This is a genomic window from Bradyrhizobium sp. 33ap4, assembly GCF_032654765.1.
In the GTDB taxonomy this organism is placed as follows: Bacteria; Pseudomonadota; Alphaproteobacteria; order Rhizobiales; family Xanthobacteraceae; genus Bradyrhizobium; species Bradyrhizobium australafricanum.
Window position 1 is genome coordinate 17,327 of sequence record NZ_JAUMTJ010000030.1, and the last position, 19,776, is coordinate 37,102.

The 19,776-nt window shown below is 65.9% G+C and carries 20 protein-coding genes; 11 read left to right on the top strand and 9 right to left on the bottom strand.

Translation table 11 applies throughout. The features are described from left to right. The first annotated feature begins 47 nt into the window (after positions 1–47). The 7 genes from Q2M23_RS22960 to Q2M23_RS22990 all read left to right on the top strand — a co-directional run bounded on the left by Q2M23_RS22960 (position 48) and on the right by Q2M23_RS22990 (position 6,929). The gene (locus tag Q2M23_RS22960; RefSeq protein WP_316397129.1) at positions 48–1,253 is read left to right on the top strand and encodes an LLM class flavin-dependent oxidoreductase; all 1,206 of its coding nucleotides are present in this window, start codon (positions 48–50) and stop codon (positions 1,251–1,253) included. 216 nt (positions 1,254–1,469) lie between these two features. Continuing rightward, positions 1,470–2,420: a sulfonate ABC transporter substrate-binding protein gene (locus Q2M23_RS22965; protein ID WP_316397130.1), complete on the top strand. Its 951-nt coding sequence runs from the start codon at positions 1,470–1,472 to the stop codon at positions 2,418–2,420. A 41-nt stretch (positions 2,421–2,461) separates the two neighbouring features. Then, positions 2,462–3,415 (top strand): sulfonate ABC transporter substrate-binding protein, encoded by a 954-nt coding sequence (locus Q2M23_RS22970; protein WP_316397131.1) that lies wholly within the window; start codon positions 2,462–2,464, stop codon positions 3,413–3,415. Further along, on the top strand, positions 3,397–4,578 hold the full coding sequence (gene ssuD / locus Q2M23_RS22975; protein WP_316397132.1) for an FMNH2-dependent alkanesulfonate monooxygenase: 1,182 nt from the start codon (positions 3,397–3,399) through the stop codon (positions 4,576–4,578). Before Q2M23_RS22970 ends, ssuD begins: the two co-directional genes overlap by 19 nt. Positions 4,579–4,736: 158 nt before the next feature. Further along, complete coding sequence (locus tag Q2M23_RS22980; protein ID WP_057017321.1) at positions 4,737–5,483, top strand: ABC transporter permease subunit; 747 nt, start codon at positions 4,737–4,739, stop codon at positions 5,481–5,483. An 8-nt stretch (positions 5,484–5,491) separates the two neighbouring features. After that, positions 5,492–6,331, top strand: coding sequence for an ATP-binding cassette domain-containing protein (locus Q2M23_RS22985; protein ID WP_316397188.1), 840 nt, complete (start codon positions 5,492–5,494; stop codon positions 6,329–6,331). Between the two features lie 7 nt (positions 6,332–6,338). After that, entirely contained in the window at positions 6,339–6,929 is a 591-nt protein-coding gene (locus tag Q2M23_RS22990) for a flavin reductase family protein (protein WP_316397133.1), read from the top strand. Between the two features lie 26 nt (positions 6,930–6,955). On the opposite strand, the gene Q2M23_RS22995 is transcribed toward Q2M23_RS22990, so the two are convergent. Further along, complete coding sequence (locus tag Q2M23_RS22995) at positions 6,956–7,333, bottom strand: hypothetical protein (protein WP_016844337.1); 378 nt, start codon at positions 7,331–7,333, stop codon at positions 6,956–6,958. A 169-nt stretch (positions 7,334–7,502) separates the two neighbouring features. On the opposite strand from Q2M23_RS22995, the gene Q2M23_RS23000 reads away from it, so the two are divergent. Continuing rightward, on the top strand, positions 7,503–7,658 hold the full coding sequence (locus tag Q2M23_RS23000; protein WP_316397134.1) for a hypothetical protein: 156 nt from the start codon (positions 7,503–7,505) through the stop codon (positions 7,656–7,658). A 39-nt stretch (positions 7,659–7,697) separates the two neighbouring features. Here the strand turns inward: Q2M23_RS23000 and Q2M23_RS23005 are convergent, their stop codons facing one another. The 7 genes from Q2M23_RS23005 to Q2M23_RS23035 form a co-directional block, all read right to left on the bottom strand. Continuing rightward, the gene (locus Q2M23_RS23005) at positions 7,698–9,083 is read right to left on the bottom strand and encodes a sigma-54 interaction domain-containing protein (protein ID WP_253589094.1); all 1,386 of its coding nucleotides are present in this window, start codon (positions 9,081–9,083) and stop codon (positions 7,698–7,700) included. A gap of 54 nt (positions 9,084–9,137) precedes the next feature. After that, the gene (gene fliN / locus Q2M23_RS23010) at positions 9,138–9,488 is read right to left on the bottom strand and encodes a flagellar motor switch protein FliN (protein WP_028333458.1); all 351 of its coding nucleotides are present in this window, start codon (positions 9,486–9,488) and stop codon (positions 9,138–9,140) included. A gap of 10 nt (positions 9,489–9,498) precedes the next feature. Next, positions 9,499–10,131 carry a FliH/SctL family protein gene (locus Q2M23_RS23015; protein ID WP_316397135.1) on the bottom strand — a complete coding sequence of 211 codons (633 nt, stop codon included), beginning with the start codon at positions 10,129–10,131 and terminating at the stop codon, positions 9,499–9,501. After that, positions 10,131–11,216 (bottom strand): flagellar motor switch protein FliG, encoded by a 1,086-nt coding sequence (fliG, locus tag Q2M23_RS23020; protein WP_018273552.1) that lies wholly within the window; start codon positions 11,214–11,216, stop codon positions 10,131–10,133. The genes Q2M23_RS23015 and fliG overlap by 1 nt, the downstream gene beginning before the upstream one ends. Position 11,217: 1 nt before the next feature. After that, entirely contained in the window at positions 11,218–12,846 is a 1,629-nt protein-coding gene (gene fliF, locus Q2M23_RS23025) for a flagellar basal-body MS-ring/collar protein FliF (RefSeq protein WP_316397136.1), read from the bottom strand. A gap of 173 nt (positions 12,847–13,019) precedes the next feature. Then, on the bottom strand, positions 13,020–13,295 hold the full coding sequence (locus Q2M23_RS23030) for a DUF1153 domain-containing protein (protein WP_002714638.1): 276 nt from the start codon (positions 13,293–13,295) through the stop codon (positions 13,020–13,022). Between the two features lie 175 nt (positions 13,296–13,470). Then, on the bottom strand, positions 13,471–14,331 hold the full coding sequence (locus Q2M23_RS23035) for a LysR substrate-binding domain-containing protein (protein ID WP_316397137.1): 861 nt from the start codon (positions 14,329–14,331) through the stop codon (positions 13,471–13,473). An 80-nt stretch (positions 14,332–14,411) separates the two neighbouring features. On the opposite strand from Q2M23_RS23035, the gene mdcA reads away from it, so the two are divergent. The 3 genes from mdcA to Q2M23_RS23050 are packed head-to-tail and all read left to right on the top strand — an operon-like array spanning position 14,412 to position 18,153. Beyond that, positions 14,412–16,067 carry a malonate decarboxylase subunit alpha gene (mdcA, locus tag Q2M23_RS23040; protein WP_316397138.1) on the top strand — a complete coding sequence of 552 codons (1,656 nt, stop codon included), beginning with the start codon at positions 14,412–14,414 and terminating at the stop codon, positions 16,065–16,067. 12 nt (positions 16,068–16,079) lie between these two features. Further along, positions 16,080–17,339, top strand: coding sequence for a malonyl-CoA decarboxylase (locus Q2M23_RS23045; protein WP_316397139.1), 1,260 nt, complete (start codon positions 16,080–16,082; stop codon positions 17,337–17,339). A gap of 34 nt (positions 17,340–17,373) precedes the next feature. After that, on the top strand, positions 17,374–18,153 hold the full coding sequence (locus Q2M23_RS23050) for an alpha/beta fold hydrolase (protein WP_076830013.1): 780 nt from the start codon (positions 17,374–17,376) through the stop codon (positions 18,151–18,153). A gap of 59 nt (positions 18,154–18,212) precedes the next feature. Here the strand turns inward: Q2M23_RS23050 and Q2M23_RS23055 are convergent, their stop codons facing one another. Continuing rightward, entirely contained in the window at positions 18,213–19,433 is a 1,221-nt protein-coding gene (locus Q2M23_RS23055) for an OpgC domain-containing protein (RefSeq protein ID WP_316397140.1), read from the bottom strand. Positions 19,434–19,776 lie beyond the last annotated feature (343 nt).

The window sequence follows — 19,776 nt, forward strand, 5'->3', positions numbered from 1 at the left end:
TCGAGACCACGATAACTGGTCAAAGAAGCGACCTTGGGAGTGACTCCATGAAATTCGGCATCTTTTACGAGCTGCAACTGCCGCGCCCCTGGAACGACGGCGACGAGCTCAGGCTCTACCAGAACGCGCTGACGCAATTGGAAACCGCCGACCGGCTCGCTTACGACTACGCCTGGGTCGTGGAGCACCACTTCCTCGAGGAATATTCGCACTCGCCGGCGCCGGAATCCTTCCTTGCCGCCGCGAGCCAGCGCACCAAAAACATCCGGCTCGGCCACGGCATCTTCCAGCTCACCACCAATCATCCGGCCCGCGTCGCCGAGCGGGTCGCGGTGCTCGATCTCTTGAGCAACGGCCGCTGCGAGTTCGGCATGGGCGAGAGCGCCTCGATCACCGAGCTGACGCCGTTCGGCCGCGACATGGAGACCAAGCGCGAGGTGTTCGAGGAAGCCGTGCAAGCGATCTTCCCGATGTTCAGCAAGGTCGGCACCGAGCATCACGGCAAGTATTTCGATATCCCGCTGCGCAATGTCGTGCCGAAGCCGGTGCAGAAGCCGCATCCGCCGCTCTGGATGGCATGCTCGCAATTGCCGACCATCGAACGCGCCGGGCAGAACGGGTTTGGCGCGCTCGGCTTTCAGTTCGTCAGCGCCGAGGCGGCGCATGCCTGGGTGCACGCCTATTACAACGCGATCACCAAGCGGCTGAAGAAGCTCGCCGACTACGAGATCAATCCGAACATGGCGCTGGTCTCGTTCTTCATGTGCGCGAAGACCGACGAGGAAGCGCGCCGGCGCGCCGACGGCGCAACCTTCTTCCAGTTCGCGCTGCGCTATTACGGCCAGGCCCAGAACCGGCAGCGGCCGGCGCCCGGCACCGTCAACATGTGGAACGAGTATAACAAGTGGAAGCGCGACAAGCCGGAGGCGCAGGAGGCTGCGCTGCGCGGCGGCCTGATCGGCTCGCCGGAGACCTTGCGCAAGAAGCTGCGGCGCTTCCGCGCCTCGCATATCGATCAGGTGATCCTGCTCAACCAGGCCGGCAAGAACACCCATGAGCACATCTGCGAGTCGCTCGAGCTGTTCGCGAAAGAAGTGATGCCGGAGTTCCAGCACGATCCCGAGCACGATGCCTGGAAGAAGGGCGTGCTCGATGGCTCGATTAAGCTCGAGGAGATCGACACCCAGGCGTTCACGGACCGCTATGGTAAACTCGCGGTCAATGTCGGCTCGAAGGCAGCAGCTGCGGGCTGATCAATTAATGCGCAGCCGCCTCGCGATCGCGTGAAGAAAATAATTCGCTACACGCGCTCGGAGCTTTAAAAGAAACGGCACGCGCGATGCCTGCACCGAAGTGCGGGCATCGCTATTTTTGTGCGGTGCTCGACAGCTTCATTCGCGCGCCCCATCATCCTGACATCGCATGATCGTGCAGCGCGATAGCGCGCTTGATCGTCAGGAGAGTTTGGAATGAAGCGTCGTGAGTTCCTCCAGCTGTCGCTCGTCACAGCCGCCGCCGCTGCGCTGTCACGCGGTGCGAAGGCGCAGGCGGACGCGAAGGAAATTCGTATCGGCTACCAGAAGAACGGCGTGCTCGTTATCACGCGCCAGCGCGAGGCCTTGGAAAATCATTTCAAGCCGCAGGGCATCGGCGTGAAATGGATCGAGTTCTCCTCGGGCCCGCCGATGATGGAAGCGATGAATGTCGGCAGCGTCGATTACGGCGCGGTGGGCGATTCCCCGCCGATCTTCGCGCAGGCCGCCGGCGCGGCCATCGTCTATGCCGCGGCGCAGCCCATCATCAACGGCTCCGGCATCCTGGTGCCGCAGAATTCGGCGATCGCGTCAATTGCCGATCTCAAGGGCAAGCGCGTCGGCTTCACCAAGGGATCGAGCGCGCATAATGTCGTGATCCAGACGCTGGAGAAGGCCGGGCTCACCTATGACGACATCACGCCGGTCTATCTGACGCCGCCGGACGCCGGTCCGGCCTTCGCCAATGGCGGCATCGATGTCTGGGCGATCTGGGATCCGTATTTCGCGATCGCCGAGACCAAGCAGAACGGCCGCATCCTGGTCAAGACGCGCGACATCACCAAGACCAACTCGTTCTACATCGCCAACCGCGACTTCGCCCGCAATCGCGGCGCGATCCTGCAGCAGATCGTCGATGTCACGACGTCGAGCGCGGCATGGGCGCAGGCGCATCCCGACGAGGTCGCCAAATCGCTGGCCGCCGTCACCGGCGTGCCGCTCGATATCCAGACCATCGCGGCGAAGCGGGCGGGCTTCTCGGTCGGACCCGTGACCGACGACATCATCGCGACCCAGCAGGGCGTCGCCGACCGCTTTTTCAAGCTCGGCCTGATCCCGAAGCAGATCGCGATCCGCGACATCGTCTGGCGCAATCCCCAGACCTGATCGGCGCGCGTTTGGTCATTTCCAATGCAGAGGATAGTCCCATGATGCGTTTATTTCGACGCTGGATCGCCCGCGCGGTGCTGTCGCTCAGCATCGTCGCCGCAACCGTCAGCGCCTCCTACGGCCAGGAGAAGGTGGTCCGCATCGGTTACCAGAAATATGGCAAGCTGGTGCTGCTCAAGAGCAAGGGCTCGCTCGAGGAAAAGCTGAAGGCGGTCGGCACCAAGGTGGTGTGGACCGAGTTTCCGTCCGGGCCGCCGCTGCTCGAGGCGCTCAATGTCGGCGCGATCGATTTCGGCAACACCGGCGAGGCGCCGCCGATCTTCGCGCAGGCCGCCGGCGCGCCGATCCAGTATGTCGCCTATGAGCCGCCGGCGCCGAAGGGCGAGGCGATCCTGGTGCCGAAGGACAGCGCGATCAAGTCGGTCGCTGACCTGAAGGGCAAGAAGGTCGCGCTGAACAAGGGCTCCAACGTCCACTATCTGCTGGTGAAGGCGCTGGAGAAGGCCGGCGTCAAATATTCCGAGATCGAGCCGGTGTTCCTGGCGCCGGCCGATGCGCGCGCGGCGTTCGAGCGCGGCGCCGTCGATGCCTGGGTGATCTGGGATCCGTTCCAGGCCGCGGCGGAGGCTGCGACCGGCGCCCGCACCGTCGCCGACGGCACCGGCATCGTTGCGAACTATCAGTTCTACTTCGCCTCGAAGAAATTCCTGCAGGCCGATCCGAAGATCGTCGAGCTCGTGCTGGCGCAGCTGAGCGAGGTCGATGACTGGGCCAAGGGCGATATCCACGCCGTTGCCGAGCAGCTGGCGCCGAGCATCGGCCTGTCGGTGCCGGTGGTCGAGGTCGCGTTGAAGCGGCAGGCCTACGGCATCAAGCCGGTCACCGATGCAGTGGTCGCGGACCAGCAGCAGGTCGCCGACACGTTCTTCGCGCTCGGCCTGATCCCGAAACAAATCAAGATTTCCGACGTCGCATGGAGGCCGGGCACGTGAGCAACCCAACCAACGCCAACATCCTCTGGTTCCTGCCGACCCACGGCGACAGCCGCTATCTCGGCACGTCGATCGGCGGCCGCGAGGTGAACTTCAATTATCTGCGCCAGATCGCGCAGGCCGCCGATCAGCTCGGCTATTACGGCGTGCTGCTGCCGACCGGGCGGAGCTGCGAGGATTCCTGGGTGGTGGCCTCGGCCGTCGCGCCCTGGACCGAACGCCTGCGCTATCTCGTGGCGGTGAGGCCCGGCCTGCAGTCGCCGAGCGTCGCCGCACGGATGACCGCGACGCTGGACCGGCTGTCGAACGGCCGCCTTCTGATCAACGTCGTCACCGGCGGCGATCCGATCGAGAACAAGGGCGACGGCATTTTCCTCGATCATGACGAACGCTACGCGGTGACCCGCGAGTTCCTCAACGTCTACAGCGATCTGCTGGCGGGCAAGACCGTCAATGTCGAAGGCAAGCACATAAGGATCGAGGACGGCCGCCTGCTGTTCAATCCGGTGCAGTCGCCGCGGCCGCCGCTGTATTTCGGCGGCTCCTCGGATGCCGGCATCGACGTCGCGGTCGACACCGTCGACAAATATCTGACCTGGGGCGAGCCGCCGGCGCAGGTCGCCGAGAAGATCGCCAAGGTGAAGGCGGTGGCGGCGCAGCGCGGCCGCAAGCTCTCGTTCGGCATCCGCCTGCATGTGATCGTGCGCGAGACCAACGCGGAGGCGTGGCGCGCCGCCGACGAGCTGATCCAGTACGTCACCGACGACACGGTGGCCGCCGCGCAAAAGATCTTTGCGCGGATGGATTCGGTCGGCCAGCAGCGCATGGCGCAGCTCCATGGCGGCCGCCGCGACCAGCTCGAGATCAGCCCGAACCTGTGGGCCGGCGTCGGCCTGGTGCGCGGCGGGGCCGGCACCGCGCTGGTCGGCGATCCCGAGACCGTCGCCGCGCGGGTCAAGGAGTATCAGGAGATCGGCGTCGATACCTTCATCATGTCGGGCTACCCGCATCTCGAGGAAGCCTATCGCTTCGCCGAATTGGTGTTCCCGCTGTTGTCGCTGGCGCAGGGCGGCAACGTGACGCCGATCCGCGTCAACACCGGGCCGTTCGGCGAGACTATCGGCAACGACTACCGTCCGCAGAAGCAGGCATCGCAATCATGAGTCTCATCGACAGTCTCCCGCGCCGCAAAGCGTTTTCGAGCGAAGTGGATGCCGGTTCCCGTGAAGAAAACGCGTCAAAACAAAAATCTGGAGCTCCGTTCCGATCCCATCGGAACGGAAACAGCTCCAGCGCGCCGAAACTCCCGAAGGTCGATGGCTTGATCCCCTGGATCGTGCCGCTGGCGATCGTGCTGGTGTGGCAGCTTGCCTGCGTCACCGGCTACGTGCCCTCGCGGGTGTTGCCGGCGCCGACTGACGTCGCGGTGGCGGGATGGAAGCTGCTGCTGTCCGGCGAACTGGTCCGCAACATCTGGGTCAGCTTCTGGCGCGCCTCGATCGGCTTCTTGATCGGCGGCGGCATCGGCTTTGCGTTCGGTCTCGCCAACGGGCTGTCGCAGCTGTCGGCAAAACTCACCGACACCACCTTGCAGATGGTGCGCAATATTCCGCATTTGGCGCTGATCCCGCTCGTCATCCTGTGGTTCGGCATCGACGAGTCGGCAAAGCTGTTCCTGGTTGCGCTCGGCGTGTTCTTCCCGATCTATCTCAACACGCTGCACGGCATTCGCACCGTCGACCCGCAGCTGATCGAGATGGGCCGCATCTACGGTATGACCGACGGCGAGCTGTTCCGCCGGGTGATCTTCCCCGGCGCGCTGCCCTCGATCTTCGTCGGCCTGCGCTTCGCGCTCGGCATCATGTGGCTGACCTTGATCGTCGCCGAGACCATCGCGGCCTCGTCGGGCCTCGGCTACATGGCGATGCAGGCGCGCGAGTTCATGCTGATCGACGTCGTCGTGCTCTCGATCCTGATCTACGCCTTGCTCGGCAAGCTCGCCGACAGCGCCTCGCGGGCACTGGAGCGGCTGACCCTGTCGTGGCATCCCGCCTTCCAGAAGAAGTGAGAATGAGAATGCAAGAAGCGCTTCGTTTCGAAACCGCTGAAGCCGAGCCGGTCGACCGCACCGAGATCGTCGTGAAGGCGCGGCAGTTGCGGCGCGTGCCGGAAGGCGCGGCCCGCGGCCTGTCGCTGACCATCCGCGGCCTGCGCAAGGCGTTCGGCGACAATGAGGTGCTGCGCGGCATCGACCTGCACATCCCGGCCGGCCAGTTCGTCGCGATCGTCGGCCGGAGCGGCTGCGGCAAGAGCACGCTGCTGCGTCTGATCGCCGGCCTCGACGCGCCGACGGCGGGAACCATCGCGTTCGGCGAGCCGCCGCGGGCGCAGGACGTCCGCGTCATGTTCCAGGAGCCGCGGCTGCTGCCCTGGGCGCGGGTGCTGTCCAATGTCGAGGTCGGGCTGGGGCGCGAGCGCTCGTCTGCTGATGCACAGGCGCGCGCCGAGCGCGCGCTGGTCGAGGTCGGACTCGGCGACAAGCGCACCCAGTGGCCGTCGGTGCTCTCGGGCGGGCAGAAGCAGCGCGTTGCCCTGGCGCGGGCGCTGGTCAGCCAGCCGCGCGTGCTGGCATTCGACGAACCGCTCGGCGCACTCGATGCGCTGACGCGGATCTCGATGCAGCAATTGCTGGAGCGGGTCTGGCGCGACCAGGGCTTTACCGCGATCCTGGTGACGCATGACGTCGCCGAGGCGGTCGCGCTCGCCGACCGCGTGCTGGTCATCGAGGACGGCCGCATCGCAGAGGATGTCACGATCGACCTGCCGCGGCCGCGCCGGCGCGGGTCGGCCGAACTCGCTGCGCTGGAGGGCGAGATCCTGAAGCATCTGCTCGAAGGCAGCGAAGACAGTCTGTGAGGTTGCCATGAATTCCATCGTCCGCAATGTTTCGATCGTATCAGCGGTTGCGGCCGCCGAATTCCGCGGCGCGATGCGTCACCTCACCGGCGGCGTCAGCGTGATCACGGCCGGTCGGGCCAAGGATATTTCGGGAATGACGGTGACCTCGGTGTCGTCGCTCTCGGTCGAGCCGCCGTCCTTGATCGTCAGCATCAACCGCGCGGCCTCGTCATGGCCGCTGATCGCACGCCATGGCGTATTCGGCGTCAATATCCTGGCCGCGGATCAACGCGACATCGCCGAGCGCTTCACCGGCAAGGGCGGCCTGAAGGGCGCGGACCGCTTCACCGGGGCCGAATGGACGACGCGGGCGTCAGGCGTCCCGCTGCTGGTCGGCGCGCTTGCCGCGGTTGATTGCGAGGTCGAGGAGACCATCGAACGGCATTCGCACGTGATCGTCATCGGCCGCGTGCTCGACGTGATCGCGTCCGAGCGTACCGCCGCGCTGGCGTATTGGCACGGCGAGTATGTCGCGCTCGACCATGAGGAAGACGCCGCACGGCTGGCTGAGGTCAGCCTGCCGTCGCGTCATGTTCATGTGCGAGGGCCGCGTTAGCGCGCCGTGCTTATCCGGATCGGACTTTAGAAAACTGCGCTCAGCGATGCCGGGCTGTCGATGATCACATTGCTGCCGCGGACGCCAGCCCATACAGCCTGGACGGTCTGAGCTGCATTGGCCAGCGGAATGCCAACGACGAGTGTGGTCGGGATACGGCCAAAGCTCGACGGGGTCTCGTTATAGGTGAAGCTTGCGACGACCGGCGAGACCGTGCCATTGACGGTGACTCCGAACACGCCGCCCGGAATATCATTGCCCGTGGCGTAGGGATTCGGAACGTTAAGGGTGATGATCGCGGTGGTGCCGACGCCCTCCGGAATCGTCAGGCTGAGGCCTTGCATCGGCGTTAAAGTCGCGGAGGTTGTGGACAGGGTGCCGCTGGTCTGCGCGTAAAGGGCCATATCACTCTCCAGTTGTCTAAGAATGTAAATGCAATAGGAGATTGAATAAGGCAACCTGCCGCAAGATTCAAGGGATGAACGGCACCGAGGCCGGCGCGGCTTGTCGGCCGTGGCGCTTTCCCAATCGGCGCATTAAATGGCGCGGATGTTTCGGAGAGGTGACGGTTCGATGAAGCGCGTGGGAACCTGGCTGCTCTACATCGTCGGTGCGATCGCCGTCGCCTATCTTGCGCTCTATGCCTATGTGACGTTCACGGGCCGCGACATCACGCCCGGCGATCCGATCCGGATCTTCCGCAAGCCCGACGCGCCCAGCTATTCGTGAGGCGAGGCAAGCGGCGGGACTTGCCGCCACCAGGGTTTCTCAGCCGGCGTTCGCCATGCGCTGATAGTCGGGCGCGCCATTGCCGGCCGGGGTGATCGGGATGCCGCCGTCGGCATATTCGTTCAGCTTGTTGCGCAGCGTGCGGATCGAGATGCCGAGGATGTTGGCGGCATGGGTGCGGTTGCCGAGGCAGTGCTTCAGCGTTTCCAGGATCAGGTCGCGCTCGACATCGGCGACGGTGCGGCCGACCAGCGCGCGGGTGACCTGCTCGGCGGCCAGCGTGGCGTGCGCGACCGCGGGCGCGGTCTTGGCGAGGTCGAGCCGGTCGCCGTCGGGGGTCAGGATCGCCTCAGCGCCGATCTCGTCGCCCTGCGCCATCAGGACCGCGCGATGGATGGTGTTCTCGAGCTCGCGGACGTTGCCCTGCCAGCGGTTCGCGGTCAGGACGCGGCGGGCATCAGTCGAGATCGGACGCACCGGCATGCCGTTGGCCTCGGCATATTTCCTGGCGAAATGCTGCGCCAGCTCGAGGATGTCGGCCGGGCGGTCGCGCAGCGGCGGAATCTTCAGGTTGACGACGTTGAGGCGGAACAGCAGGTCCTCGCGGAAGGTGCCCTCGCGCACCGCCTCCGAGAGGTTGCGGTTCGAGGTCGCGATGATGCGGATGTCGACCGGGACCGGCTTGGTGCCGCCGACGCGGTCGATCACGCGCTCCTGGATCGCGCGCAGCAGCTTGGACTGCAGCCGCACGTCCATCTCGGAGATTTCGTCGAGCAGCAGCGTGCCGCCGGTCGCTTCCTCGAACTTGCCGATGCGGCGGGCGACCGCGCCGGTGAAGGCGCCCTTCTCATGGCCGAACAGCTCGGATTCAAGGAGGTGCTCGGGGATCGCGGCGCAGTTGATCGAGATGAACGGCCGCTTGGCGCGGGCCGAGCGGGAATGGACGTAGCGCGCCAGCACTTCCTTGCCGGTGCCGGACTCGCCGGTGATCATGACGGAGGCATCCGAGCCCGCGATCTGCTGTGCCAGCTTGATTACCCGGCCCATCGCCTCGTCGCGGTAGATCAGATCGCGCGCGTCGTTGGCGACCGCGGCCAGCACCGCTGCGATCAGCTCGGGGTCGGGCGGCAGCGGGATGTATTCCTTGGCGCCGGCATGGATCGCGGCGACCGCGGCGCGGGCGTCGTTGGAGATGCCGCAGGCGACGATCGGCACGTGGATGTGCTCGGCTTCGAGCCGCATCACGAGGTCGCGGATGTCGAGGCCGACATCGACCAGCAGGAGGTCGGCGCCCTTGCCGCCGCGCAGCACGTTCATCGCCTGTTCGGCGGCCTCGGCGTGGGTCACCGAGGCGCCGTTGTCCATCGCGATCTTGGTCGCGGTCGTGAGCTGGCCCTTCAGGGTGCCAACGATGAGAAGCCGCATGATGATCTCCTGTTCGTCTGGTCGCGCAGGTCCCGCGCGTGACCGCCTGAGTTGTTAAGAGCGTTCTGCCTTGATGATTTCGGTCATGGTCACGCCGAGCTTGTCTTCCACCAGCACCACTTCGCCACGCGCCACCAGGCGGTTGTTGACGTAGATGTCGATCGCCTCGCCGACGCGGCGGTCGAGCTCGAGCACGGTGCCCGGTCCGAGCTTCAAGAGGTCGCCGACGTCCATCTTGGAGCGGCCAAGCACCGCCGAGACCTGCACCGGCACGTCGAACACGGCCTCGAGATCGGCCGCGATGCGCGCGGCATGTTCGTCCTCGTTGTAGCCGATGTCGTCGATGGTGGGCGCGTCGGCGGAGTTGAGATCGGGAAGCGGGACTTGGGTGTCGGTGTCGGTCATGGTTCAGCCCTCAATCGCCTTCAGCCGGCCTGGCGCGGGACGCCAGATAGCGCCCGACGAGTTCGTTGATCTTGCCTTCGATCGCGGCGCGTTCCAGCACGACGCCGCCATCGGCCCATTCGATCCGGCAGTCGCCGGTCGCAATCGTCGGCTCGGCCAGGATCACCAGCCGGCCCTGAAAGCCGGAATGCGCCGCCATCCGCTCGATATTGTCATGCGCCGCCTCGTAGAGCGCGTCGTTGATGCGGACCACGAGATGCGGCGTCGCCACCAGATGCGAGAAGCAGTCGGAGACCAGCGCGGTGATCTCGCCGAGCGGCTCGCGCGCGATCAGCTCGGAACAAAGCTTGCGGGCGACCGCCACCGCGACGTCCACCGCCTCGGTCTCCATCCGCGTCTCGATGCCGGCGAAGCGCGCCGCGATGCCCTTGATCGCGGTGCCGATCTCCTCCAACGCCTGCGCGGCGCGGCGGTCGCTCTCGACCTTGGCCTCGCGCAGCGCGGCCTCGTAGCCGGCGCGATAGGCCCGCGCCTCGGCGTCGGCGACCTTCTGCGCGACCTCGGCCGGCGTCGGCGCGCGTTCGCGTGCGCGGTCCGGCGCCGAGAAATCCGTGTCGAACAGGAATTTTGCGGGCGCGGCCATCAATACACCAGCTCGTCGTCGGCGCGGTTCTTGGTCAGCGTGATCTCGCCGCGGGCGGCGAGATCCTTGGCGAGGTTGACCAGAAGCGCCTGGGCCTCGTCGACGTCGCGCAGCCGCACCGGGCCCATCGCGGCCATGTCGTCCATCAGCATCTTGCCGGCGCGCGAGGACATGTTGCCGAGGAAGAAGCTGCGTACCTCCTCGTTGGCGCTCTTCAGCGCGACGCCGAGCTTGTCCTTGTCGATGTTGCGCATCAGCGTCTGGGCCGAGGCGGTATCGAGCTTGATCAAATCGTCGAAGGTGAACATCAGCGCCTTGATGCGCTCGGCGGATTCGCGGTTTTCCTCTTCAAGCGAGGTGATGAAGCGGGTCTCGGTCTGGCGGTCGAAATTGTTGAAGATCTCGGCCATCACCTCATGGGCGTCGCGGCGGCGGGTCTGCGACAGGTTCGACATGAACTCGGTGCGCAGCGTCTGCTCGACGCGCTCGATGACTTCCTTCTGCACGGCTTCCATCCGCAGCATGCGGCCGACCACGTCGAGCGCGATGTCCTCGGGCAGGATCGCGAGCACGCGCGCGGCGTGCTCCGGCTTCAGCTTCGACAGCACCACGGCGATGGTCTGCGGGTATTCGTTCTTGAGGTAGTTGGCGAGCACCTCTTCCTGCACGTTGGAGAGCTTCTCCCACATGTTGCGGCCGGCCGGGCCGCGGATCTCGTCCATGATGCCGGAGACGCGCTCGGCCGGCAGGTATTGCTGCAGCAGCCGTTCGGTGGCGTCGAAATTGCCCATCAGCGCGCCGGAGGCCGACATCCGCGAGACGAATTCCAGCATCAGGTCCTCGACCACGTCGGCCTCGACGGTGCCGAGGGTCGACATGTGGACCGACAGCTCGCGGACTTCCTCGTCGTCGAGCATCGACCAGATCTTGCCGCCATACTGCTCGCCGAGTGCGAGCATCAGGATTGCCGCGCGCTTGGGGCCGGGTAGCGGCTTGCCCTTGGGCCGGGCGCTTTGCCGGTTCGCCAGCGTCGAGAGGACGGTGGCGATGTCGTTGGCGTTGGTGGTCTGGGGTACGGCGGCCATGTCAGTTCTCTACCGGCTCGCTCAGCCATTGACGGACGATGGAGACGGTTTCGTTCGGATTGCGTTCGGCGAGCTCGCCGACCCGGTGCACGGCCTGGGCGTGGACCTGGCCCTGGATCTGGGCGACGTCGATCAATTGCGCTGCGCCGCTGCCGCTCGGGATCAGCGCCTGACCCGGCGTTGCGGCGCTCTCGGCATGGGCTTCCGCCAGCGCGGGCATGCCCGCGCCGGTCAGCGCCGGAATGACGTCGGCCGCCACGATGCGCTTGACCAGCGGGCGGACCACCATGAACAGTACGACGAGGCCGAGCATCATCATGACGCCGAGCTCGATGACGTACATCACGTCATCCTTGGTGAACTGCAGCATGCCGAGCAGGCCGGTCGGCTCGGCGATCGGCTGCGCGGCGGGCGGCTCGGCGAAGCGCAGGTTGACGACCTCGACCTGGTCGCCGCGCTTCTGGTCGAAGCCGATCGCGGAGCGGACCAAAGCGGCGATGCGGTCGAGCTGCTCCTTGGTGCGGTCCTGATAGACCAGCTCGCCTTTTTCGTTCTTGGAGTAGCTGCCGTCGACCAGCACCGCGACCGAGATGCGGTTGACGCGGCCGGCCTCGGTCACCTCGGTCTTGGTGGTGCGGGAAATCTCGTAATTGTTGGTCTCTTCGCTCTTCTTGCTCTGGTCGCGGGCGCGGGCGGCGTTGTCCTGGTTCTGGCTGCCCGGCAGCTCGTTGGCGACGGTGACCTGGCCGGAATTGTCGGCGGTGAGGCTACTGTCCTCGCGGGTCTGGGTCGAGCGCAGCACGCGACCCTCGGGGTCGAACTTGTCCGAGGTCTGGGTGATCTTGTTGTAGTCGAAGTCGGCGGAGAGCTGGACGCGGGCGCGGCCGGCGCCGACCACTGACGAGACGATGTCCTCGACCTGCTTGCGCATCCGCTTCTCGAAGGCGGCGCGGCGCTCGTCGCCGACCGCGGCATCGGCGTCGGACTGGGCGCCGTCGGCGAGCAGTTGCCCGGCCTCGTCGACGATCGAGACCCGCTGCGGCTTCAGCCCGTTGACCGCGGAGGCGACGACGTGGCGGATAGCCCGGATCTGCTGCGGCTCCAGCGCGCCGCGTACCCTGAGCACGATCGAAGCGGAGGGCTCCGGCGTCTCGCGCGAGAACAGCGGCTTCTCCGGCAGTACCAGATGGACGCGCGCGGCCTGGACGCGGTCGATAGCGCGGATGGTGCGGGCGAGCTCGCCCTCCAGCGCCCGCAAATGATTGATGTTCTGGACGAAGCTCGTGGTGCCCAAGGCATCCGACTTGTCGAAGATCTCGTAGCCGACGCCGCCGCCCTTGGGCATGCCGCCCTCGGCGAGCTTCATCCTGAGCCGCGTCACCTTGTCCTTCGGCACCATGATCGCGGCGCCGTCATTGCGCAGCTCGAACGGGATCGCCTGGCGTTCCAGCTCCTTGATGATTCCAAAGGAATCCTCGGTCGACAGGTCGGTGAAGAGGGTGGTCATCTGTGGCGTCGTGACGCGCATGATGACGAAGGCGAAGAAGCCGATCAGGGCCGCGGTGACCGCAACCATGGCCGCGAGGCGGGCCGCACCAAGACCTCTTAGGAAAGCAACCAGACTTTGCACCAACGGCCCCCAGGATTCGGCCCGCGCGGGTCCGACTGGGCAAATATTGCCTAGGGTATGGTTTCCATATGGTTAACGAAGGTTAAGGACCGCGGCAAAATCGCGGACATGAAAAAAACCGGCTTCGCAAGGCGAGGCCGGTTTTCGTCAAATGCCACAGGATCGGCGCCGAATTACTGCCGATATTGCTGGATGCGGGTGGTGCGCAGCCCGGCCAGACCGTGCTGGTCGATCGAGAACTGCCAGGAAAGGAATTCATCGACGGTCAATGTGTAGCGGCTGCAGGCCTCCTCGAGGGAGAGCAGGCCGCCGCGGACCGCAGCGACGACTTCGGCCTTGCGGCGGATGACCCACCGTTTGGTACCGGGGGCCGGCAAATCCGCAATCGTTAACGGGCTGCCGTCAGGCCCGATGACGTATTTCACCCTCGGGCGATGGGGTTCTGTCATGGCGTACTCACAAACTCTCAACCACTGAACTCGCAAGGGGTAAGCTACGCCTCCCGGTTTAAAATTTGCCTAAGCCCAAGCGTTCAATACGAATCTCGTTGGAACGGCCGGGAACATTCGGGTCTACCCGCCGGCAGGCAGACCGGCGCGCGGCGCAATTCGCGGTTCGGTGCGCTCAAATCGAGGGGCGCAGGGGACCGCGCGCCAGCGTCAGCAAGGCATCGGCGAGCGCCTCCGCGGCCTTGTTCGGCCGTCTTTTCTCGTAGATGGCGAATTCCAGATCGGGAAGTGGCGGCAGGCCGTCGCCAATTCCGAGAACGCGCAGGCCCGTGGTGACCGCGCTGAGCGGCAGCGGGGTAATGGCAAGTCCCGCGACGGCGGCGGCGCGGACGCCGGTCAGGCTCGGGCTGGTATAGACGATCTCCCAGCCGAGCTCGCCGTCGCGCAGCGCGGAGAGCGCGGCGTCGCGCGACACCGATCGTTCGCGGTACAGCGCCAGCGGCAGCGGCACGCCGGGAACGAGATCGAACGTTTCCGCCGCGGTCCACACCAGCGGTTCGCGCCACACCAGACGGCCTTTCGACGTTCCGAGCGGCCGCTTGGCGAACACCAGATCGAGCCGGCCCGCATCGAGCTGCTCGATCAGTTCGGCGCTGACACCGATCTGCACCTCGAGCTTGACCCCGCGATGCAGCGCGGCGAAGCGGCCCAGCGCCGACGGCAATGAGCCGCCGGCGACTTCCTCGACCACGCCGAGACGAACCGAGCCGGACAGCCGCGGCGCCACGAGCCGCTGCCGCGCCGCTTCCTCGAGCTGCAGCAAACGCCGCGCATCGCCGAGCAGCATCTCGCCTTCGTCGGTCAGCGCGACGCTGCGCGTCGTGCGCCGGAACAGCGGCCGCCGGGTCGCGAGCTCGAGCCGCTTGATCTGCTGGCTGATGGTTGACTGGGTCAGATGCAATTGCTCGGCGGCGCGGTGGAAGCCGCCGCAATCGGCGACCGCGACGAAGGCCCGCAAAAGTTCGAGGTCGAGCATCGATTAATCCATATCTGTAATCAATCATATTATAGAATATCGTTTCTATTATCAATTCCGCCCGCCTACCTTCGCTTCAGATGATCAAGCAAGGAGAGGCCATCATGTCGGAGACGACACCACGAACCGATCGCACGGCGCGCCTCGTGCGCGCGCGAACTGTCTGCGGCACAAACGGAAAGGTCTGCCCGCCCGACCGCGCGATCGAGCTGCTCGAGGCGGTCATCGCATCCGGCGACCGGGTGGCGCTCGAGGGCGACAACCAGAAGCAGGCCGACTTCCTGGCCGCGTGCCTCGCCGGGGTGGACCCGTCGCGGGTGCATGATCTGCACATGGTGCAGTCGGTGCTGGCGCTTCCCGATCATCTCGCGGTGTTCGAGCGCGGCATCGCCAACCGCCTGGACTTCGCCTTTGCCGGCCCGCAGAGCCGCCGCCTTGCCGAGCTCGTTGCCGCCAAGGCGCTGCGGATCGGTGCGATCCATACCTATCTCGAGCTTTACGCGCGGATGCTGGTGGACCTGACGCCGCAGGTTGCGCTCATCGTGGCCGACAAGGCCGATCGCGACGGCAATCTGTACACCGGTCCGAACACCGAGGACACGCCGACCATCGCCGAGGCCGCGGCGTTCCGCGGTGGCGTCGTCGTGGCGCAGGTCAACGAGATCGTCGATCGTCTGCCGCGCGTCGACATCCCCGGCGACTGGGTCGATGTCGTGGTGCCCGGTCCGAAGCCGTATGCGATCGATCCGCTGTTCACGCGCGATCCCGCCAAGGTCAGGGACGAGAACGTCCTGATGGCGATGATGGCGATATCGGCGGTGTATGAGCCTTATCAGGTGACACGGCTCAATCACGGCATCGGCTATGCCACCGCGGCGATCGAGCTGATCCTGCCGACCTTTGCCGCCAAGCGCGGGCTGAAGGGCAAGGTCGCGCGGAATTTCGTGCTCAACCCGCATCCGACGCTGATCCCCGCCATCGAAGCCGGCTTCGTCGACAACGTCTATTGCTTCGGCTCGGAGCTCGGCATGGAGCGATTTGTCGCCAGCCGTCCCGACGTGTTTCCGGTCGGCGCCGACGGCAATCTGCGCTCCAACCGCGCGCTGGCGCAGGTCGCCGGACAATATGCCTGCGACCTGTTCGTCGGCGGCACCTTGCAGATCGATCCCGAGGGCAACAGCTCGACCGCCACCAAGGACCGCATCACGGGCTTCGGCGGCGCGCCGAACATGGGTGCCGATCCGCGCGGCCGACGCCACGACAGCGTTGCCTGGTTGCGTGCCGGCGAGGAAGCAGGCGAGCGTCTGCGCGGCCGCAAGCTCGTGGTGCAGATGGTCCAGACCTGGCAGCCGAACGGCGCGCCGAGCTTCGTCGAGCGCCTCGACGCGTTCGACCTCGCGGCCTCGGCCGGCTTTGCGCTGCCGCCGGTCATGATCCATGGCGACGACGTCAGCCACGTGATCACCGAACGCGGTGTTTGCAACCTGTTGCGTTGCCGCTCGCCGCAGGAGCGCGAGGCCGCCCTGCGCGCGGTCGCCGGCGACACCGAGTTCGGCCGGCGGCAGGACGCCGGGACGACCGACGGCCTGCGCCGCCGCGGCATCGTGATGCTGCCGTCCGATCTCGGCCTCGACGTCGAGACGGCGACGCGCGACTGGCTCGCCGCGAAATCGATCGACGACCTCGTCACTGCATCGGGCGGCCTCTACGTGCCGCCTGCCAAATTCCGCCGCTAGAAGGAGGCTCCCATGACCCACGCCGAGCACATCCCAGGCAGTCCACCGGCCTCACTCGACAAAGCAAGGCAACTCGCCGCGGCATTGTTGTCCGAGCGCGGCGAAGCGTCGGGCGCCCTGATCGCGCGCCAATTGCAGCAGACCATGCGCGCGCTCGATGCCACCGGCCGGCACGGCTTTCAACGTTATCTGGCGAGCGCGTTTCAGCCCGACGCGGCGGCGCTGCAGGATGCGGCGAAGCGTTATCTTGCCGACGGCACCGCGGCGGCCGCGGCCGATTTGGCCGACGCCGCGGATCCGCCGCGCCAGGAGGTGTTGCGGCGGATGAACATGGCGCCCGGCGGCACGGCGAGCCTGATCGCGATGCGCAGCGAGATCGCCGGCCGTTTCGGCTCCGAACCGGAGCTGAAGCTGCTCGATGCCGATCTCAAGCATCTGTTCGTCTCATGGTTCAATCGCGGCTTCCTCGAGCTTCGCCGCATCGACTGGCAGTCGCCGGCCGCCGTGCTCGAGAAGCTGATCGCCTATGAGGCGGTGCACGAGATCAAGGGCTGGGACGATCTGCGCCGCCGCCTTGCGCCCGACCGCCGCTGCTTTGCCTTCTTCCACCCCGCGCTGCCCGGCGAGCCGCTGATCTTCGTCGAGGTCGCGCTGGTGCAGGGATTGGCCACCGCCGTGCCACCGCTGCTGGTGCAGGATGCGGATCAAGACAGCGCAGGCCTCAGGGCCGCGCATGCCGACACCGCGATCTTCTATTCGATCTCCAACTGCCAGGACGGACTGCGCGGCGTGTCGTTCGGCAATTTCCTGATCAAGCAGGTGGTCGAGGAGCTGCAAACGGAATTCCCGCAGCTGAAGCGCTTCTCCACGCTGTCGCCGATCCCGGGCTTCCGGCGCTGGCTCAGCCAGCAGCCGCAATCCGGCGGCAACGAGGTCGCGATGCTGCGCGAGCTGGAGCGCGAGGGCTGGTGGCACGACGCGGCGACCTGCGAGACCTGGCGTCCGGTCCTGATGAAGCTGTGCGCGCAATATCTCACGCGCTCGCCGGCGTCAGGAAATCGCATCGATCCGGTGGCGCGCTTCCATCTCGGCAACGGTGCCCGGCTGGAGCGGATCAATTGGCTCGGCAACACGGCCGACCGCGCGATGGCGGAATCCTTCGGCATCATGGTCAACTATCTTTACGATCACGACAGCATCGAGCGTAACCATGAGGCCTTTGCGCGCGTAGGAGAGATTGTCCGTTCACCGCAGGTGGACGCGCTTCTCTGATTTTCAACTCAGCATACAACAACGGAGCAGTAACATGATGATGAACAGACGCGCCTTCTCGACCGCCTTGCTCGCTGGAGCCGCGGCTTCACTGGTGTCCACGCGCGGCATGGCCGCCACCACGCCGCCGGTCAAGGCGCGCAACGTCGTGCTGGTGCACGGCCTGTTCGCCGATGGCTCCTGCTGGTCCGAGGTCATTCCGCGGCTGCAGGCCGCCGGGCTCAACGTCACGTCGGTGCAGAATCCGTTGACCACGCTGCCTGAAGCGGTTGCCTCCGCGCAGCGGGTGCTCGATCGCCAGGATGGTCCGACCGTGCTGGTCGGTCATTCCTTCTCCGGCATGATCGTCACCGAGGCCGGCGTGCATCCGAATGTCTCGGCGCTGGTCTATGTTGCGGCGCGCGCACCCGATGCGGACGAGGATTACACCGCGCTGGCCAAGACCTATCCGACGCCGCCAGCGAGCGCCGGCATCGTGTTCGACGGCGACGAGGGTCGGCTCGGCGAAGAAGCGTTCCTGCGCGATTTCGCCGGCGACCTGCCGGAGGCGAAGGCGAAGGTGCTCTATGCCGTGCAGCAGCCGTTCCAAAAGCAACTGCTGGCCGGCAAGACCAGCCATGCGGCCTGGCGCAGCAAGCCGAGCTACTACGCCGTCTCGACCGAAGACCGCACCATCAATCCGGATCTCGAGCGCTTCATGGCCAAGCGGATGGGCGCCACCACGATCGAGGTGAAGGCCAGCCATCTCGCGCTGATCTCGCAGCCCGACGCGATCGCGCGGCTGATCCTCGACGCCGCGCGACAGTCGAGCTGAGCGTCGGCGCCAGCCGTGCGTGGGAGAGCATCCGCTTCTCCCGCGCACGATCACGCGATTTAAAGGATATGCGCGCCATGACCGTCGAAGATGCCGCGATCGCCGGCGCGCGGCACAAGATCATGTCCGGCGGCATCGACATCCGGCGGCCGGGCGCGCTTGGTGCCGAGCGTGTTCAGCAGCGCCGCGACCGCGACCATCACAAGGACACCGGCAAGACTGAGTCCGATCTGCATCGAGAGCCGGTTCGAGATGTCGAACAGGTCGCATTGGCTGGCGAGCGCCAGCAGGACGCCGAGACAATAGATCGGCAGCGAGTTCTCGCCACAACGCCTCGCGCTGCGCAGCATCGGCGTCGTCAGTCCCTGCCAGCCCGCTGGAACGAGCCATGACACCACGATGGCGAGCGCCAGAAAATGCAGCAGCCGCAACGGGCTCAGATTCGACTTGTCCATCGGAAACAGCAAATCCGTCAGCGCCTGCGGCAGCAGCGGCGGCTTGATGCCGTGGCCCAGCGCAACGACGAGGCCGAACGCGAGATAGAGCGCGGACAGAACCAGCGCAGGGCGCGACGTCACCCATCCCTGGATCGTCCTTCCCTCGATGACGTACCATGCGCCCAGCACGACCGGAAGCTGCCAGGCCAGCGGGTTGAAGAACCAGACGCCGTCGGGCCAGGAGGGAATGCTCCAGCCGAAGACATGCACCAGCGCATAAAGCGACAGCGAAAGGCCAAGCGTCAGGTTCGGCGCCCGCAGCAGCAGCCACAGCAGCGGTGCGAATAACACGTGGCAGATCACAAAGACCGGCAGCACGTCGGTATTGACAGGGTGGAATTGCAGGACCGCGGCGTGCGCAAGCGCTGCGCCCGGACGTTCGAACAGAACCCGCGTATTGCTGTCGTCGGCGAGGCGATCGCTGCCCGCGAGGTAGACGACGATCGCGCAGGCGAGCGTCAGCAGCAGAAAGGCGGCATAAATATCCCATCCTCGCCGCAGCGAACGGCCGATCATGCCGCGCCAGCCGTCGCGCTGACGCGCTCTGCCGTAGGCCAGGGCGCAGGTGACGCCCGAGATGAACATGAAGATTTCGGCGGCATCGCAGAAGCCGTAGTTGCGCAGGGTCAGCCAGCTTCCGACGTTGTCTGGAATGTGATCGAGAAAGATCCACCACAACGCGATTCCGCGACAGACATCGATGCGCGGGTCGCGGCCGGTCGATCTGAACTCCGGCGGGGTCTCGCCGAGCAATCGCTTCGAGCTGCGGGTTCGATCGTGCATCTGTCGATCTGTCTGGCGGGCGCGCGCGGCCTCATCGGACCTAGGTCCATGAGACGCTCGGGTGCTCCGAGGCGTGCGCGTGCCGGACTAGCCTCCGGTCAACCTGTATGATTATGCGTTGCGGCTACCCGAGGGTTGGCGGCGCTTCCGCCGGCCAGCCGCAATCACGGGGACCGGGTGGATCGCTATCCTCTGACGGCGCCGCCTGCGCGACGTCGCCGATGGCCGGCAACAAATGCTGCTTTCGCATTTCGGCGAGGCGGGCGCGACAGTATTCACGATAAAGCATGTCGAATATGATGGACATGATCGAACGCCTTCTTGATCACCAGGTTGACTTTCC